Source organism: Sphingobacterium sp. MYb388, from assembly GCF_037479535.1.
In the GTDB taxonomy this organism is placed as follows: domain Bacteria; phylum Bacteroidota; class Bacteroidia; order Sphingobacteriales; family Sphingobacteriaceae; genus Sphingobacterium; species Sphingobacterium anhuiense.
The window spans coordinates 1,017,536-1,034,465 of the sequence record NZ_JBBGYV010000002.1; the positions used below are offsets into that span (position 1 = coordinate 1,017,536).

Sequence of the window (16,930 nt, forward strand, 5' to 3'; positions counted from 1 at the left end):
TGATAATATTCTTTAGTAGAGTAGCTATAAGCTAATTGTAAGTGCTAATTCCGTTAAGCAATTATTTATATTGTTTAAATAGCTATCTCCAATTATTTATTAATGTTAATAATGATTATTTTAGAATATTATTTTTATTAAATTTGTTGGAAACTGAAAATATAATATGTTGGAAACCACATTAGACCAAGGCAGTGATTTAAATTCGAAATTAAGTTTTGATGACTTTAGAAAGATCATTGTTGAAGATTATAGGGTTGCAGTAGAGAGCAGATATGTTAGTCTATTGGGACGTAAGGAAGTCTTAACAGGAAAAGCAAAATTTGGAATTTTTGGAGATGGGAAGGAACTGGCGCAGATTGCAGTGTCTAAAGTATTTCAAAAGGGTGATTGGCGTTCCGGATATTATAGGGACCAAACCTTGGCCTTTGCAAGTGGAATGACCTCAATTTATCATTTTTTTTCGCAATTATATGCTCATCCTGATGTTGAGTATGATCCTTCTTCTGCGGGGCGTCAAATGAATTGTCATTTTTCAGTCCGTGTTATTGATGAGGAAGGTAATTGGTTGGACCAAACGAAGCAAAAGAATACTTTCTCAGATATTTCGACTACTGGCGGGCAAATGGCTCGTATCTTAGGTCTTGGCCTAGCTTCAAAACTGTATCGTGAGAATCCGAATTTATCTTATTTAAAGTATTTTTCTAATGGGGGTAATGAGGTTGTCTTTTGTTCTGTAGGTAATGCGTCAACTTCAGAGGGAGTATTTTTCGAAGTTGTCAATGCTGTAGGTGTTAAACAGATTCCTGTTGTTATTTCGATATGGGATGACGGTTATGGAATCTCGGTTCCGAATGAGGTGCAAACGACTAAAGGGGATATCTCCGAAGTTTTGAAAGGATTTCAGAAGGAAGATGGATCTAACGGTTTTGAGATATTTAAAGTAAAAGGCTGGGATTACCCAGGACTTTGTCAGGCTTATGAGCGAGCTGCAAAATATGCTAGGGAGCACCATACGCCTTGTATTGTTCATGTTATCGAGTTGACTCAACCACAGGGGCATTCTTCTTCTGGTTCTCATGAACGTTATAAGTCGAAAGAGCGTTTAAACTGGGAGCTTGAGCATGATTGTATTGCTAAAATGCATCAATGGTTGATTGATTCGGATATTGCAACTGCTGAGCAGTTGAATTTAATTGATGAAGAAGCGAAGGATTTCGTGAGGAAGGAGCAGAGACGTGCCTGGTCTGATTATAATAAAGCTTTAGCTGTTGATGCTTCACAGGCTATTGGACTTTTAAGTCAAATTGATGACGAACTGGTCGAATTACCTTTAAAACAATTGCAATCTTTAACTGAACCTTCTTTGAAGGAGGTTTATAGTACTGTCCGCAAGGTTATTCGTGAACTGAAAGGGAAGGATATTGAAGGTAAAGGTGCTTTATTGGCTTGGTATAAACTTCAACAAGGGGTAAATGAATCCCGATATAATTCGAAATTATTTACCACAGGAGTTGATGGTCCGGAAAATGTCCAAGTTATCGCCCCTCAATATTCTGATGATGCTAAATTTATTGACGGCCGGGAAGTTCTTAACTTATGCTTCGAAGAGAATTTCCGTCGAGATGAGCGCTTGTTAGCATTTGGTGAGGATGTTGGTAAAATTGGTGATGTAAATCAAGGGTTTGCTGGTCTACAAGAGAAGTTTGGAGAACATAGAGTATTTGATACTGGAATTAGAGAGAATTCTATTATAGGGAAAGGAATTGGATTGGCTATTAGGGGACTTAAGCCTATTGCTGAAATTCAATATTTAGATTATCTTCTTTATGGTATTACGGTGGCGAGCGATGACTTGGCGAGTTTGAGTTATCGTACGTTTGGGGGACAGAAAGCGCCTGTTATTATTCGTACTCGTGGTCATCGTTTAGAGGGTATCTGGCATTCGGGTTCCCCAATGTCTATGATCTTGGGGACTTTAAGGGGGTTGCATATTTGTGTTCCTCGTAATATGACGCAAGCTGCTGGAATGTATAATACTTTGTTTAGATCCGATGAGCCTGCTCTTGTGATCGAGTGTTTAAATGGTTATCGTTTAAAAGAACGTTTACCAGATAATATTGGTGACTTTACGATCCCGATTGGTTATGCTGAGTGCATTAGAGTAGGTGCTGATATTACTGTTGTTTCATATGGTTCTACTTTACGTGTGGTCGAAGAGGCTGCGATGGAACTGGATCGATTGGGCATCAGTGTTGTAATTATTGATGCTCAAACTTTACAGCCTTTTGATAAAGCTCATTTATGTGCTGAATCGTTAAAAAAGACGAATAAATTATTGGTTGTGGATGAGGATGTCCCTGGTGGTGCATCGGCATTTATAATGCAGCAAATATTGGAGGATCAAAATGGTTATTATTTATTAGATAGTCAGCCTAGAACGTTGAGTGCTAAAGCACATAGGCCTCCTTATGGCTCTGATGGTGATTATTTCACAAAACCTTCGAGCGATGATATTGTGGAAACTGTCTTTGAAATGATGAACGAAGGTAATCCGGATAAATATCCCTCACTATTTTAGTCAGTGAGGGATAGATACTTTTATGAGAATTGAGCGGCAGCACCAATAATTGCCGCCTCTTCTCCTAGAATTGCAGTTTTTATATTATATGCTTCTACTTGATTTTTCTTTTGACCCAATAGTATAGGTAGTGCTTTTGCAATATTTCCTCCGATTACAAAGTCTATACAATTATATTTTTTACTGAAGAAATCAAGAAAATCCAATAAATGGATGCTATATTCCTCACATAATATGCTAAAGGCAGGGTTTTGTTGATGCTCATTGATAATTTGTTTAAGTCCCGTTACTTCAATATCTGTAAGTTCCTTAAACCGTTTTATAAACCATCTGGTTACTAAAAACTCTTCAAAAATTAAATCTTTATATGGTGTGTTCCAAAGATCGGCATCGAAAGATTTTTCTCCTTTGTTCCAGACTGCTGAACCGAGACCTGTACCTAAAGTGATTCCTAAAATTCTTTCTTTTGTATTTAGATGTTGAGCAAAAACCTCTCCTTGCAAAAAAGCCGCGGCATCGTTAATGAAATGAATATTTTGTTCTGGAATTCCTATTAATGTTGCCAACGGGGTTTTGACATTCATTTTATATAGGTCATCATATTTGCTTTGTCCAGTCATCATAGACACACCATTTTCATAATCGAAAGGGCCAGGCATTGCTATTCCAATGTGTTTTACCATAGATCCAGCAGCTTCTACGCAACTGTTAATTGTGTTTGCCCAAGTAAGGAAAATCGATTTAGCATTTTCTTGCGAAAAAACGTGGTTTCTCACCACGTTATTCGGAATAATTTTCCAATCTAATTTATTTACTATAGCGGCGCTAATATGTGTGCCGCCGATATCCACTCCTAAAATGAATTCACTTTTATCTGACATTTTTGTAACTAGATTGTTTTAATAAATGATCAGCAATAACTAATGCAGCCATTGCCTCAACAATAATAACAGCTCGGGAAACTACACAAGGATCATGTCTTCCTTTTCCTTGAACTGTAGCTTCATTACCATTTGAATCAATTGTCTGTTGATCTCTCATAATAGTAGCAACAGGCTTGAAAGCTGTTTTAAATGTGATGTCCATACCATTTGAAATACCACCTTGTATTCCTCCAGAGAAATTGGTATGGGTTTTAGTACGATGGATATCATGTTCTTCAGATACAAAAAGATCGTTATGCTGTGAACCTAGTAATTCAGAGCCAGCAAATCCTGATCCATATTCGAAACCGTGTACGGCATTGATGCTCATCATTGCCTTAGCTAGATCCGCATGTAATTTGTCAAAAACAGGTTCACCCAATCCGACTGGTACATTTCTAATAATAGTTGAAATGCGTCCTCCTACAGTATCACCTGATTTACGAACAGCATCAATGAATTCAATCATTTCATTCGCTGTAGCAGGATCAGCACATCGTGCAATATTAGATTCTCTCAAATCTAACAATGCTTCTAAATCTTTTGTATCTAAATTTGGAGATTCAATTTTGCCAACACCTGATACGTGCGCAAATATTTCTATTCCATGTTGTTTTAAAAAGGATTTGGCAATTGCTCCTGCGGCAACTCTAGCTGCAGTTTCTCTAGCCGATGAGCGACCTCCACCTCGGTAATCACGATGACCATATTTCATATGATATGTATAGTCTGCGTGTGATGGTCTAAAGATATCTTTTATATGTGAGTAATCTTTCGATCTTTGATCTTCGTTTGGGATAAGTATGGCAATAGGTGTTCCTGTAGACTTGCCCTCAAATACGCCAGAAAGAATTTGTGCTGTATCACTTTCTTTGCGTTGTGTGGTTATTTTTGATTGACCGGGCTTACGTTTATCAAGTTCTGCTTGGATAAAGTCCTCATCAATAGCTATATTTGGAGGACAGCCATCTAAAATAACACCAATCGCTTTTCCGTGAGATTCCCCAAAAGTGCTAATTCTAAATAAATCGCCAAATGAATTTCCTGCCATGATTTAATATAATTTCTATAAATATAGGTAAAACCGCAATAATAGGAGCATTATTGCGGTATTTTTTGCTAAGTAATAATAAATTTGTGCTCAGCTAAATGTTTCCAGAAGTCTGGATAAGATTTTTCGACAACCTGTGGTTCCTCAATATTAATACTTTTGAATATTAATGCAAGTGGGGCAAATGCCATTGCCATTCTATGATCTTCATATGTGGCGAAAGAAACAGCTGTTGGTTCGAAGACTTCATCAGTTTTGATGTGATAAGTGGTTCCATCTTCGATCAATTTTGCTCCGAATTTAGCAATTTCTGTTTTTAAAGCTAAAATTCGATCTGTTTCTTTAATTTTCAATGTTTCTAAACCTGTAAGTGATATATCGCGTCTTAATGCAGCCGCTATAACTACTACTGTCTGTGCTAAATCTGGGCATTCTTTCATGTCAAAAAATGTTTTCCCAGAAGGTTCACTTATTTTTGTAAGGTGTAAACCATCTTGTTCAAAAGCTGAGGCAACACCAAAGTGGCTCATAATTTCAACAATTGCTATATCACCTTGTAGACTACTTTTTTTCAATCCGGGAAGTATGATCGATCCTGAATTAGAAAGTGCTACTATGGCATACCAATAAGACGCCGCGCTCCAATCAGGTTCGACATAAATCGTTGCTTCCTTTGTTTCTTGATTTGGAATATGAATGGTATTATGCAACCATTCGTATTGAATACCAACTTCTTTCAACATATTCAACGTCATGGTGACATAAGGTCGTGAAGTAAGTTCGCCTTCAATTTCAAGTGTTAAACCTTTTTTTAAGGATGCCGCAATGAGCAATAGAGCTGAAATATATTGACTGCTAATATTTCCCTTAATTGAAATTTTATCCTTACTCTGAATCATGCCACCTTCTATATGAAGAGGTGGGAAGCCAGATTTTGCTTCGTAATGAATATCAGCTCCGATAGTCTTGAGCGCGTCAACTAAAATACCGATAGGTCTTTGTTGCATACGTTCTGAACCGGTTAGAATGAAATTTCCTTTAATCAGATTAAGATAGGCTGTTAAAAAACGCATTGCGGTCCCTGCGGGTCCAATATCAATTTTGGTTAGTTCAGATTGCGTATTGGTAGCTAGCAGAAGAGCCTTCTTTAGTGTAACTGTATCAAAAGCTTGCGAAAGATTTTCTATTTGTACTTTCTCTTTTCCCAATGCTTGAATAATAAGGGCACGGTTGCTTTCTGATTTTGAACCAGTAAGTTGAACCGTACCATTAATACTTTTAGATGGGTGAGTAAGTGTAATCACCTGTTGACTCATTATGCCTCCGCAGTAGGTTGAGTATTCATGATTGCATTCTGTTTACGAATTGATTCATTATGAATTAATTCTAAGAATTTAACTGCAAAATCATTGCTCAAAGTTAATGCTTCAGCGAGCTGCGTGCGTTTTTGAACGATTTCGTCCCAACGGTTAACTTGTAAGATTGTGACACTATTATCACGCTTGTATTCGCCAATTTTTTCAGCAATTTTCATACGTTCACCAATTTTTTGAATAATTAGATCATCTAATTTATCGATGCTTGTACGTAATTCTGCTAATTTATCTTCAAAAGCTTGATTATCTGAGTCTGCTTTACGTAAGTTTAAGTGATCAATTAAATCAGCCAAAGCCGCTGGAGTAACTTGTTGTTTTGCATCAGTCCAAGCAACTGAAGGGTCAATATGTGATTCAATGATCAATCCTTGTAAATCCATATCCATTGCTTTTTGAGAAATGTACGGCAACAATTCACGGTTACCACAGATATGGCTTGGATCGTTGATAATTGGCAAATCAGGACATAATGATTTTAATTGAATCGCAAGATCCCACATTGGTTCGTTACGGAAAGCTGATTTTTCGTAAGAAGAGAAACCTCTATGAATAGCTCCTAATCTTTTGATTCCCGCACGGTTAATACGCTCTAAAGCACCAAACCATAATGATAAATCAGGGTTTACCGGGTTTTTAACGAATACAGGGATATCTACTCCAACTAATGCATCAGCAATTTCTTGCACAGTAAATGGGTTTGCAGTAGAGCGCGCTCCAATCCATAACACATCTACGCCAGCAGCTAATGCTTCTTCAACATGCTTCGCTGTTGCAACCTCTGTCGCTGTCAATAATCCTGTCTCTGCTTTTGCTCTTTTCAACCATTCTAAACCAATAGAACCAATACCTTCAAATTCTCCTGGACGAGTACGTGGTTTCCATATACCTGCACGTAAGATGTTTACTTTACCAGTATTTGCTAATAAATGCGCTGTTGAAACCAATTGATCTTCTGTTTCAGCACTACAAGGTCCTGCTATGATTAAAGGCTTGTCTCCTGTATCTAACCAAGATTTTAAAGGGACGATATCTAATGTGTTTTTCATTATTATGTAATTTTATTTTTTTAGTGGTTATGAAGTTATCATGATCATTTTTCGTTACTTTTCGAGCGCTTTAGGCCATGATGATTTCAATATCTATTGTGAGTTTTATTTTTTACTTTTTATTTACTAGAACTTATATGCGGTCATTTTTTACATATTCACCCATAATATTAAAATTGATGCTGTGTTTTAATACTTTACGAATAGCAGCGTCATAATCTGATTGCTTTTTCCATTCCACATCAACGAAAAAATCATATTCATTTCTTTTTCCTATGACAGGCATAGATTGGATTTTACTTAGGTTAATATTTTGATCAGCAAAGCATTGTAAAATCGAAGCTAAAGAACCTACCGAGTTTCCTGTTTGAAAGGATAAAGAAGCTTTATTTGCACTTGCTTGTTCTTCGACATCATTGGATAACACTAAGAATCTCGTACTATTTTTTTTGTTAGTTTCAATCTTTGCTTCTAATATATTGAGACCATACGTTTTTGCAGCAAGTGTACCTGCAATAGCAGCAGTGTCAGTTAATTTTTGATTTGCCACTTTTGCTGCTGAAGCCGCTGTATCTGAACTTTCTGATATTTTAACATCTGGTAATTCCTGCAAGAACTCTTCGCATTGGCGAATGGCCATTTGATGCGATTCTATGAATTTTATATCAGCAAGTTTAACTCCTGGTAAAGCCAATAAATTTTGATGAATGCTTAAGGCAATTTCACCTACAATGTTGAATTTATAATCTCTCAAAAGATTATAATTGGGTAAGATACTTCCCGCAATTGAGTTTTCAATAGCCATTACAACATAATCAACTTTTTTCTGCTTTAATAATTCGCAGGTTTTTTTAAAAGTATCGCATTCTATCGTTTCGATGTCTTCACCGAAGTACTTAAATGATGCTTCTTCATGAAAGGAAGCTTTTACTCCCTGTATTGCAATTTTTAAACCCATTGTTTGTTTTATATGTTCTTAGAAAAAGCAAAAGTTCCGATTGTTGATCGGAACTTTTGCTTTTTAATATCTTGTGATAATTACAAATTCGTCCCTGCTCTTATTGTCTAAAATAAAAGTAATTGAAAAAATATGTAGTCGTCGTTTTCATTATTTGTTCGTTTCGATATTTCAAATATACGGATGTTTTTTATAAATGCAAGATAAAAATTAAATATTTTTTTAGTCGTAATTTTATGTGTTTTTTAATGAAAAAAACAGCTATTTTTTTATCTGTTTTTTATGTAATTTTTTATGTGCTTTTTGTGTTTGATATCCTTGTTTATTTTGTTTAAATGCATATAAATTATAATATAGATTATTTTTTTATGAAAAAAATCGGTTTATTTTGTCTCTTTTTTAAGTTTATTTTTGTGTTTTTTTTAAGTTTATTTATGTTATATTTTTGTTTTAAAAACACTATTTTATGTCATTAATTTGGTGGTTTATTTGTGTTTTTGTTTAGAATATATCGAAAATTAAGCTGAAAATTTTCAACATTTAGTCTCCGCAATGAGTTGATTAGGTATATCAAGGTGTGTTGCTTGTCATACGATCACTATTTAAGTTATGCATAAATAGAAGTCTATGTTATCGGAGATATTTCTCATATGACGGAACATAAAAACTACATCAATGACTAAGGCTGGATAGTGAGTAAGCTGTATCGCTGGAAAATTGCTAGCTAATTTTGATACCAATCACTAATTCCTATCTGAAGATAGCAACTGGCTTTTATCAGTTTTAGGTCTTCTAAATGTGAAATACGGGGAATATTTCGTAAAATTGAAGGAGAAGGCCTGAATAGCTTTAAACGGTTTTCGAAATTATTTAAGTTTATGATTTTTGTTTTATTAAGTGTTCTATGTAGTGTTACGGTCGCAGTGCTATTAAAGTATGCAAAACTACAGCAGGTAAGCACCAAACAAATTATTGTCTGGAATTATCCTGTAGCAGCAGTACTAACTTATTTTGTTTTAGAGCCAGACCTCGGAGATATACAGATTGGACAAATGCCTTGGGAATTGTATATTCCTTTGGCAATTTTACTTCCAACACTTTTTATTTTTATTGCATTGACAATTCAATACACAGGTTTGGTTAAAACGGAGATTGCACAAAGATTGTCTCTGTTTATTCCTTTAATGGCATCCTTTGTACTTTTTTCGGAAGTCATTACCTGGAATAAAGGAATTGGTATTCTAGTCGGTTTAGTTGCTATCATTTGTTCCATTGGTTGGCAAAAGGGGAATGTTAAAAATAACAATAAGATTGGTAGCCTGCTGTATCCTTTAATTGTTTTTATTGGAATGGGTGTTATTGACATTCTTTTTAAACAAATAGCGCTTCATCAATCTGTTCCTTATATTACAGCTATGTTTGTTGTTTTTTTATTGGCCATAGCTGTGGCGTTTCTATTTATGATTTATTTCTTAGCAATTGAAAAGCAGTCATTTTCTTTTAAATCTTTCGGATTTGGCATTGTATTGGGCTTTTTCAATTTTGGGAATATATTGTTTTATATGAAAGCTCATCGAGCAATTCCAGATAATCCTTCTATTGTTTTCACAGGGATGAATATTGGTGTAATTTCAATAGGGGCTCTGGTCGGTGTTTTATTATTTAAAGAAAAATTAAGTGCTATCAATAAATTAGGGCTAGCACTTTCTATTATATCAGTTTTAATTATAACATATTTGTGAGTTTATTTGAAGATACTTATCGTACAATTGAAAAAAGTGCAGAGGGAATATTTCGTGATAAAGGAAGTAAATTTATTTCCTATGCCTACCCATTCACTACGGAAGATCAGTTGAAGGAAATCATAGCAGATCTAAAAACCCTACATCCTAAAGCGAGACACCATTGCTGGGCATATCGAATTGGTCCGGATCGAACAGTATATCGGCTGAATGATGATGGAGAGCCTTCGGGGACGGCCGGTCGGCCTATTTTAAATGTATTACTATCACAAGATGTAACAAATATTATTGTGGTTGTGGTTCGTTATTTTGGAGGAACTTTATTAGGCGTCCCAGGTCTGATTAATGCTTATAAAACGGCGACTCAAGAGGTTTTATCTGCCGTAGAGATTGTAGAGAAAACTGTCAATGATATCTATAAAATTGAATTTGATTACTTAGCTATGAACGACGTGATGCGCGTGGTTAAAGAAGAGAATATAACTGTCAGTAAACAAGTTTTTGATAATACATGCTATATGGAAATTGAAGTACGAAAAATGCAGGTCAATTCGGTCATTACACGTTTTGATAAAATTGATAATTGTAAACTTTCTTATTTGCGGACAATATGATAAATGATTCAGAATTAATATTGAATAAAGATGGGAGTATTTATCATCTGAATTTAATGCCAGAAGATATTGCAGATACCATTATCACAGTAGGGGATCCTGACCGTGTAGTAAAGGTATCTCAGTATTTTGACCGTATTGAACTTCAGAAGGGAAAAAGGGAGTTTATTACACACACAGGATATATTGGTAATAAACGTATTTCTGTTATATCAACAGGCATTGGAACGGATAATATTGATATTGTCTTTAATGAATTGGATGCGCTCGTGAATATTGATTTTGAATCAAAAGCATTAAAGTCAAAGCTAACAAGTTTAAATATCATTCGAATCGGAACTTCTGGTGCTGTTCAATCGGATATTGAAATGGGAACGATTTTGGCTTCTTCATTTGGAGTAGGCTTTGATGCCCTGATGCAATATTATGTAAAACCCTATTCAGCTTATGAGAAAACTTTGGAAAGAGCAGTATGGGATGCTTTTCCGAATTTATATCTAAAGCCTTATGTTGCGGAGGCCAGTAAAAATTTATTAGCACAATATGCTTACGATTTGCCAAAAGGAGTGACGATGACTGCTCCTGGTTTTTATGCACCTCAGGGTAGGAATGTGCGCTCTGAAAATACGTTTCCTAATTTGATCCAATTGGCGAATAGCTTCAAGTCAGATGGTTTACGAATTACAAATTTAGAAATGGAGACTGCTGGAATATATGCTTTATCCCGTATGTTTGGTCATCAAGCGCTATCTATTAATGCTATTTTAGCCAGCCGTGTAGCGGGACATTTTAGTTCAGAGCCAGATAAAGTCGTAGATCGTGCTATAAAAATGATTTTAGAACGTTTTTAAAAAATAGAAAAGGAGTTGTATTAAACAACTCCTTTTCTATTTGAGTCAAATTTTAGCATGATGAAGAGTAAAATGGTGAAACTCCATAACGAAGATCCTCCATAACTTATGAATGGTAATGGAATACCAATGACAGGTACAATTCCTATTGTCATTCCTATATTAATAAAGAAGTGAAAAAATAGGATGGAAGCCACTCCATAAGCATAAATTCTTGCAAAAGCAGATCGCTGTCGTTCTGCTATATGAATGATGCGGAGCAATAATGTTAAGTATATCGCTATTAAAAATGTAGAGCCGACAAATCCCCATTCTTCACCCACTGTACAGAAAATAAAATCTGTACTTTGCTCGGGAACAAAATTGTATTTGGTCTGTGTACCTTGAAGATAGCCTTTACCCCAAAATTGTCCAGAACCAATTGCTATCTTAGATTGATTTAAATTGTAACCCTGTCCTCGTGGATCGTCCATTTTCCCAAGGATGATATCAATACGATTTCTTTGATGAGATTGTAAAACATGATTGTAGACAAGATCCACACATAATATGAATACCGACGAAGCGGCAAAAAGAATTCCTATATTAATTAAATTTTTCCGCTTTTTTCTAAACGTCCACATGAAAAAGCCCGCAATTAAAGCGAGTATGCCAATTAATATCCATGCATTTACGAGTAGTGCCATAACAAATAGGACAATACAGAGTCCTCCGAAAATAAGTAAGCTGTTATTGACATATCCTTCTCGATAGAATACAAAGATGAGGGAAAAGAAAGCTAGAGCAGAACCGGTATCAGGCTGAAGCATTACGAGGAATACGGGGAATAATACTATACCAGCACCGATGGCTAAAGTATGCATATTTGGGTTTTTGTTGCTTTGAGAGCTGAGGTAGTTGGCCAAGAGGAGACAGGTTGCCAGTTTTCCAAATTCGGATGGTTGAAGCCTGAAACTTCCAATAGGAATCCATGCCTGATTTCCACCAACATTTCGACCAATAACCAAGACCGCTATTAATAATAGCACAACTACAGCATAGATAACGGGAGATGCGGAACTGAAAAACTTAGCGTCTATAATTAAGATGGTAATACCTATAATTAATGCAGAAGCAATGTACATGGACTGTTTACCATAATTTGTTGCCATATTAAATAATCCAGGATTTTCTGGATCATAGACAGCTGCATGTATATTAAACCAACCGATCAAACATAAAGCTAACCATAAAGAAATGGTTAACCAGTCTATCTTTCCGAAAAAACTACTTTTTTGGTTATTCATGATTTCTCCTTACAGCACTATGGTGGACAATTGTTTCCTTTGGCATTACTGCAGCAATACGGTTAACGTTTTTTGTGGTATCTTTTTTAGATTTAGTTGAATCCGTAGTTTTCTTCAAATCTGCTTTCTTTGGGTCTGCTTTTGGAGCAGGCATAAAATTAGCATTGTAAATACGATCTTGAATATGCTTCGGCATTGTGATTGTATCCTTGATATATTTTTCAACCATCATACTGGCAATAGGGCCAGCCCATACACCGCCATAACCAGCATTTTCAACAAAAACGGCAATGGCAATTTTAGGATTATCCCTAGGAGCAAATGCAAAGAATACAGCATGATCTTTACCATGTGGGTTTTGTGCTGTTCCTGTTTTTCCACACATTTCAATACCAGCAATTCTATTTGCGAAGGCTGTTCCTTCTCCCATATTTACTGCTCTGCTTAATCCCTCTATTACCGGAGTATAGTATTTAGCGTCTACACCTGCTGATATTTTTTCAGTAAACTCCTTTTTAACGATCTTTTTATCGCCAATACCTTTAATAAGGTGAGGACGGTAATAAAAACCTCTATTTGCCACAATAGCCATAATATTTGCCATCTGCAGTGGAGTAACGCCCATTTCTCCCTGACCAATCGATAATGAAATATTAAAAGATGAACGCCATTTGTCGTTTCTGTAACTTTTAGTGAAATGTTCCGATTTATATAATAAGCCTGCATTTTCACCAGGTAAATCAATTCCTAATCGATGACCAATACCAAATTTGGAAATTGCATCGTACCATAGATCGTACGCTTTCGGTCCTGACAGGCCTCTTGAATCAATCATTTTGGCATAAGTATACCCATAATAGGTATTACAAGAGACTTGAATGGATCTGATCAAAGATGTTGCTCCATGGTAATGGGTACAGCGCATAAAACCTCTTCCGCCACCATAGCTATAACCATGTGGACAAAAGAAAGAGGTGTTCTCATCAATAACGCCAGCTTGTTGAGCAGTTAAGGCTGCAACAACCTTAAATACAGAGCCAGGGGGATAAGATGCTTGAATTGGACGATTAAATAAGGGTTTGGTCTCATCATTTAATAATTTCATATAATTATTACCTGTTTCACGACCGACCATGTCATTTGGATTATAACTGGGGCTACTTACATAAGCAAGCACTTCTCCTGTGGAAGGTTCAATGGCAACAATAGATCCCAGTTTGTTTTTCATCAGTTTTTCACCCAAGATCTGAAGTTCTTTGTCTAAAGAAGATACTAGACCTTCCCCAGAAACAGCCAAAGTATCATAGCGTCCTTCCATAAATACACCTTTTGGTCTATTTAAGGCATCGACCATGAGGTTTTTAACTCCTCTTTTTCCTCTTAATAAATCTTCATAAGAGCGCTCAACACCACTTCGGCCAATATAATCTCCTGGACGATAGAAGCCATTTGACTTCTCCACATCTTTTTCTGTAACTTCATTTACATAGCCTAGAAACTGTGCTGCGATACTATCCGGATAATTTCGCACAGTTCTATTTTGAACATAGAAACCTCTGAATCGATACAAATACTCTTGTAAATGGGCATACGTTCGGGATGATAGTTGTTTTTCAAAGATGGAGGCACGATAAGGGGAATGTGCACGGGCTTTATCCATACGTTTGATAAAACCTTCTTTGTCAATTTCAATCAATTGACATAATAGAGCGGTATCGATATCTTTTGCTTCTCTTGGCGTAACCATGAGGTCATATACAGGTTCATTTTGTACTAATACCTGACCTGTACGATCTAAAATAACACCACGTGCGGGATATACTATAACTTTCCGCATGACATTGCTGTTAGCAGAATGTATATAGGAGTCATCTATAATCTGAAGATAAAATAGCCTTGCTATTATTAATAACGCAATACTAATAATAATGCCTTGAATGACAAATTTACGTGCAAAAAAACTATTCATAAATTCTTTTATCCTCCTTTTAAGCGATGGAATTACTAAATTCTACTCTTTCTTTTATAGAAAAGAAAACTAAAAATGAGTAGGATAACCATTGTAAAGATACAACTTAAACCAATAGTCGCTAATGTGTACTGAAACTGTTTGAAACTGAATGTTTCTAATGTGACAAGAACAAAGTGATGAATCAATGTTCCGAAAAAAGTATATGAAAAGAACCATTTAAAATTCATTTCACCTAAAATTGGTGTAATGAATGTATCCATATCGTTTTCAATTGTAATTTTCATAAAAAATACACGATAGGCGGCTAAGGCAACACAAGCTGCGGCATTGACTCCAAGTGTATCATAAAATACATCTACCGAAAGTCCGGTTAAAAATGCAACTGTAAATAATACAAAGTTCGGCATTCCGGTAGGAAGCAAAAAGATAAATAGAATGTATGGAAAAGGACTTGCTAGATTGTAATAGCCGATATTTTTAAACAAGAATACTTGCATGGCAATAAGTACCAAAAACCGAATGATATTAAAGAGTAATATTCTAGCCATTATCCTGATTCGTTTCTTCTAATTGTTTTAATTCTTTTGCCAATAAGTCTTTCACAACATATACGTGGTGGAGGTTTGAAAAATTAGTACTCAAGAGAATTCTTAAATCTAAAAAAGAGTCTCCGGAAGATATTCCCGTTTCCACAACTGCGCCTACGAGTATACCTTTTGGAAAGTGGCCAGAGTAGCCTGAAGTGAACACTTTTTCCGCAGTCTTAACTTTTACGTGATTCGGGATTTCTTTGACCATTGCAAAACGGTAGTCTACGTTGCTGCCCCAAACTAAAGAACCAAATACATCTGTATTAGCTAATGTTACTGATATTTTTGTGTCGGGATGAAGTAGAGACTGAACTGTCGAAAAGTGCGGTGTTACGTTTAGCACAATACCGACCACACCATTTGGAGCAATTACGCCCATTCCTTTTTCAATACCAGCTAAAGAACCTTTATTTAGGGTGAGATAATTACTTTTTTGGTGAATGCTATTATTTGTAACGCTTGCAATAATAAACTCATAACGTCCAAATTCACTACTATCAATGACCGGTCTCTTAGCCATGGCGACTGTATCGGTCGTCAAATAGTTTTCTAACTGCGTTCTCAAACTTGCATTTTCTTTTACAAGTTGATCATTTGTTTCTGTTAGTGACAGGTAGCTTTTCCATGAATTCACTTTTTGGTAAATATTGCCAATTATCGTGTTGGAAGAGTTTAATGCACTAGCACGCTGAAAGGTATTGTTAGTAACAACCAGAAACATAGAAAATCCAAAAAAAAGGATAAACCAAAAGAAAGCGTTATAACGTCTAAGGAATAACCAAAGGTTTCTCATTGTTTAATAATTATTACTTTGCTATTTAATAAAGAAGCGATATAGTGAAAAATCAGCTATATCGCATATAAAATTTTATGTTGTGGCAATTATGATTGCATTAAGAACTTAAATCTGCCAATATTCTTTAATGCTATGCCTGTACCGCGCACTACTGCACGAAGAGGATCTTCTGCAATGTGTACCGGTAATTTAGTTTTAGCTTGAATTCTGCGATCTAATCCTCTAAGTAGAGCACCACCACCTGTTAAGTAGATACCAGTTTGGTAAATATCAGCAGACAACTCTGGAGGAGTAATTTCTAAAGCTTTCAATATTGCTTCTTCAATTTTAGAAATCGATTTATCTAAACAATGTGCAATTTCTGTATATGAAACGGTGATCTGTTTTGGGATACCTGTCATGAGGTCACGGCCTTGAACGGCGAAATCCTCAGGTGGATCCTGTAATTCTGGAAGAGCGGCACCAACTTCAATCTTAATTTTCTCAGCTGTACGTTCACCTATCATGATGTTGTGCTGTCTACGGATATACTGTACAATATCGGAGTCGAAGTTATCTCCTGCAACACGGATTGATTGGTCGCAAACAATACCCGAAAGTGCAATTACTGCAATCTCTGTTGTTCCACCACCGATATCAATAATCATGTTACCCATTGGTTCTTCGACATCAATTCCGATACCTACTGCGGCAGCCATTGGCTCATGAATTAAATACACTTCTTTTGCTCCTGCAATTTCTGCAGAATCGCGTACGGCACGTTTCTCTACTTCAGTGATTCCTGAAGGGATACAAACCACCATTCTTAAAGAAGGGAAAAACCAACTTTTACCATTATTTACTAATTTTACCATACCACGAATCAAATGTTCTGCGGCAGTAAAATCTGCAATAACTCCATCACGGAGAGGGCGTACTGTTTTTATATTATCGTGTGTCTTACCTTCCATTTGCATTGCCTGACGTCCGATTGCAATTACTTTGTTTGTCGTACGATCAAAGGCTACAATAGAAGGTTCATCAACTACTACTTTGTCATTATAGATAATTAAGGTATTTGCGGTACCTAAATCGATGGCAACTTCTTGTGTAAACCAGTTAAATAAACCCATTTGCTGTATTTTAAGCTACTTTTTATGAATAT

14 protein-coding genes are annotated in these 16,930 nt (G+C 35.9%); 4 read left to right on the forward strand and 10 right to left on the reverse strand.

The features are described from left to right. Window positions 1-166 precede the first annotated feature (166 nt). On the forward strand, window positions 167-2,581 hold the full coding sequence (locus tag WH188_RS10035) for an alpha-ketoacid dehydrogenase subunit alpha/beta (RefSeq protein WP_168127446.1): 2,415 nt from the start codon (window positions 167-169) through the stop codon (window positions 2,579-2,581). Window positions 2,582-2,601: 20 nt separating this feature from the next. Here WH188_RS10035 and WH188_RS10040 read toward each other — a convergent pair whose 3' ends face one another. The 5 genes from WH188_RS10040 to WH188_RS10060 form a co-directional block, all read right to left on the reverse strand. Next, window positions 2,602-3,462, reverse strand: coding sequence for an ROK family protein (locus WH188_RS10040; RefSeq protein ID WP_021191202.1), 861 nt, complete (start codon window positions 3,460-3,462; stop codon window positions 2,602-2,604). Next, window positions 3,452-4,555, reverse strand: coding sequence for a chorismate synthase (gene aroC / locus WH188_RS10045; protein WP_132842160.1), 1,104 nt, complete (start codon window positions 4,553-4,555; stop codon window positions 3,452-3,454). Before aroC ends, WH188_RS10040 begins: the two co-directional genes overlap by 11 nt. A 68-nt stretch (window positions 4,556-4,623) precedes the next feature. Beyond that, window positions 4,624-5,871: a 3-phosphoshikimate 1-carboxyvinyltransferase gene (gene aroA, locus WH188_RS10050; RefSeq protein WP_132772626.1), complete on the reverse strand. Its 1,248-nt coding sequence runs from the start codon at window positions 5,869-5,871 to the stop codon at window positions 4,624-4,626. Then, a complete protein-coding gene (locus tag WH188_RS10055) occupies window positions 5,871-6,977 on the reverse strand; it encodes a chorismate mutase (RefSeq protein ID WP_021191200.1) in 1,107 nt (368 codons plus the stop codon). Before WH188_RS10055 ends, aroA begins: the two co-directional genes overlap by 1 nt. A 133-nt stretch (window positions 6,978-7,110) precedes the next feature. Further along, the gene (locus WH188_RS10060) at window positions 7,111-7,935 is read right to left on the reverse strand and encodes a prephenate dehydratase (RefSeq protein WP_132772628.1); all 825 of its coding nucleotides are present in this window, start codon (window positions 7,933-7,935) and stop codon (window positions 7,111-7,113) included. Between the two features lie 878 nt (window positions 7,936-8,813). Here WH188_RS10060 and WH188_RS10065 point away from each other — a divergent pair. Genes WH188_RS10065 through WH188_RS10075 form a run of 3 tightly spaced genes read left to right on the forward strand, consistent with a single transcriptional unit; the run spans window position 8,814 to window position 11,142 of the window. Then, a complete protein-coding gene (locus WH188_RS10065; RefSeq protein ID WP_021191199.1) occupies window positions 8,814-9,677 on the forward strand; it encodes a hypothetical protein in 864 nt (287 codons plus the stop codon). Further along, a complete protein-coding gene (locus WH188_RS10070; protein WP_021191198.1) occupies window positions 9,674-10,291 on the forward strand; it encodes a YigZ family protein in 618 nt (205 codons plus the stop codon). Before WH188_RS10065 ends, WH188_RS10070 begins: the two co-directional genes overlap by 4 nt. Further along, window positions 10,288-11,142: a nucleoside phosphorylase gene (locus WH188_RS10075; RefSeq protein ID WP_168127447.1), complete on the forward strand. Its 855-nt coding sequence runs from the start codon at window positions 10,288-10,290 to the stop codon at window positions 11,140-11,142. Before WH188_RS10070 ends, WH188_RS10075 begins: the two co-directional genes overlap by 4 nt. Before the next feature lie 20 nt (window positions 11,143-11,162). Here the strand turns inward: WH188_RS10075 and rodA are convergent, their stop codons facing one another. The 5 genes from rodA to WH188_RS10100 all read right to left on the reverse strand — a co-directional run bounded on the left by rodA (window position 11,163) and on the right by WH188_RS10100 (window position 16,898). Beyond that, the gene (gene rodA / locus WH188_RS10080; RefSeq protein ID WP_132772632.1) at window positions 11,163-12,428 is read right to left on the reverse strand and encodes a rod shape-determining protein RodA; all 1,266 of its coding nucleotides are present in this window, start codon (window positions 12,426-12,428) and stop codon (window positions 11,163-11,165) included. After that, complete coding sequence (mrdA, locus tag WH188_RS10085) at window positions 12,421-14,397, reverse strand: penicillin-binding protein 2 (RefSeq protein ID WP_132772634.1); 1,977 nt, start codon at window positions 14,395-14,397, stop codon at window positions 12,421-12,423. Before mrdA ends, rodA begins: the two co-directional genes overlap by 8 nt. A gap of 35 nt (window positions 14,398-14,432) precedes the next feature. Beyond that, entirely contained in the window at window positions 14,433-14,948 is a 516-nt protein-coding gene (locus WH188_RS10090; RefSeq protein WP_132841317.1) for a rod shape-determining protein MreD, read from the reverse strand. Further along, a complete protein-coding gene (gene mreC / locus WH188_RS10095; protein WP_132772637.1) occupies window positions 14,941-15,783 on the reverse strand; it encodes a rod shape-determining protein MreC in 843 nt (280 codons plus the stop codon). The genes WH188_RS10090 and mreC overlap by 8 nt, the downstream gene beginning before the upstream one ends. An 89-nt stretch (window positions 15,784-15,872) precedes the next feature. Beyond that, complete coding sequence (locus WH188_RS10100; RefSeq protein WP_021191193.1) at window positions 15,873-16,898, reverse strand: rod shape-determining protein; 1,026 nt, start codon at window positions 16,896-16,898, stop codon at window positions 15,873-15,875. Window positions 16,899-16,930: the final 32 nt, after the last annotated feature.

Bases quoted from the DNA above. Each gene is read 5' to 3' on its own strand.
- WH188_RS10035 (WP_168127446.1), top strand. From the start codon at position 167: ATGTTGGAAACCACATTAGACCAAGGCAGTGATTTAAATTCGAAATTA.
- WH188_RS10040 (WP_021191202.1), bottom strand. From the start codon at position 3,462: ATGTCAGATAAAAGTGAATTCATTTTAGGAGTGGATATCGGCGGCACA.
- aroC (WP_132842160.1), bottom strand. From the start codon at position 4,555: ATGGCAGGAAATTCATTTGGCGATTTATTTAGAATTAGCACTTTTGGG.
- aroA (WP_132772626.1), bottom strand. From the start codon at position 5,871: ATGAGTCAACAGGTGATTACACTTACTCACCCATCTAAAAGTATTAAT.
- WH188_RS10055 (WP_021191200.1), bottom strand. From the start codon at position 6,977: ATGAAAAACACATTAGATATCGTCCCTTTAAAATCTTGGTTAGATACA.
- WH188_RS10060 (WP_132772628.1), bottom strand. From the start codon at position 7,935: ATGGGTTTAAAAATTGCAATACAGGGAGTAAAAGCTTCCTTTCATGAA.
- WH188_RS10065 (WP_021191199.1), top strand. From the start codon at position 8,814: ATGATTTTTGTTTTATTAAGTGTTCTATGTAGTGTTACGGTCGCAGTG.
- WH188_RS10075 (WP_168127447.1), top strand. From the start codon at position 10,288: ATGATAAATGATTCAGAATTAATATTGAATAAAGATGGGAGTATTTAT.
- rodA (WP_132772632.1), bottom strand. From the start codon at position 12,428: ATGAATAACCAAAAAAGTAGTTTTTTCGGAAAGATAGACTGGTTAACC.
- mrdA (WP_132772634.1), bottom strand. From the start codon at position 14,397: ATGAATAGTTTTTTTGCACGTAAATTTGTCATTCAAGGCATTATTATT.
- WH188_RS10090 (WP_132841317.1), bottom strand. From the start codon at position 14,948: ATGGCTAGAATATTACTCTTTAATATCATTCGGTTTTTGGTACTTATT.
- mreC (WP_132772637.1), bottom strand. From the start codon at position 15,783: ATGAGAAACCTTTGGTTATTCCTTAGACGTTATAACGCTTTCTTTTGG.
- WH188_RS10100 (WP_021191193.1), bottom strand. From the start codon at position 16,898: ATGGGTTTATTTAACTGGTTTACACAAGAAGTTGCCATCGATTTAGGT.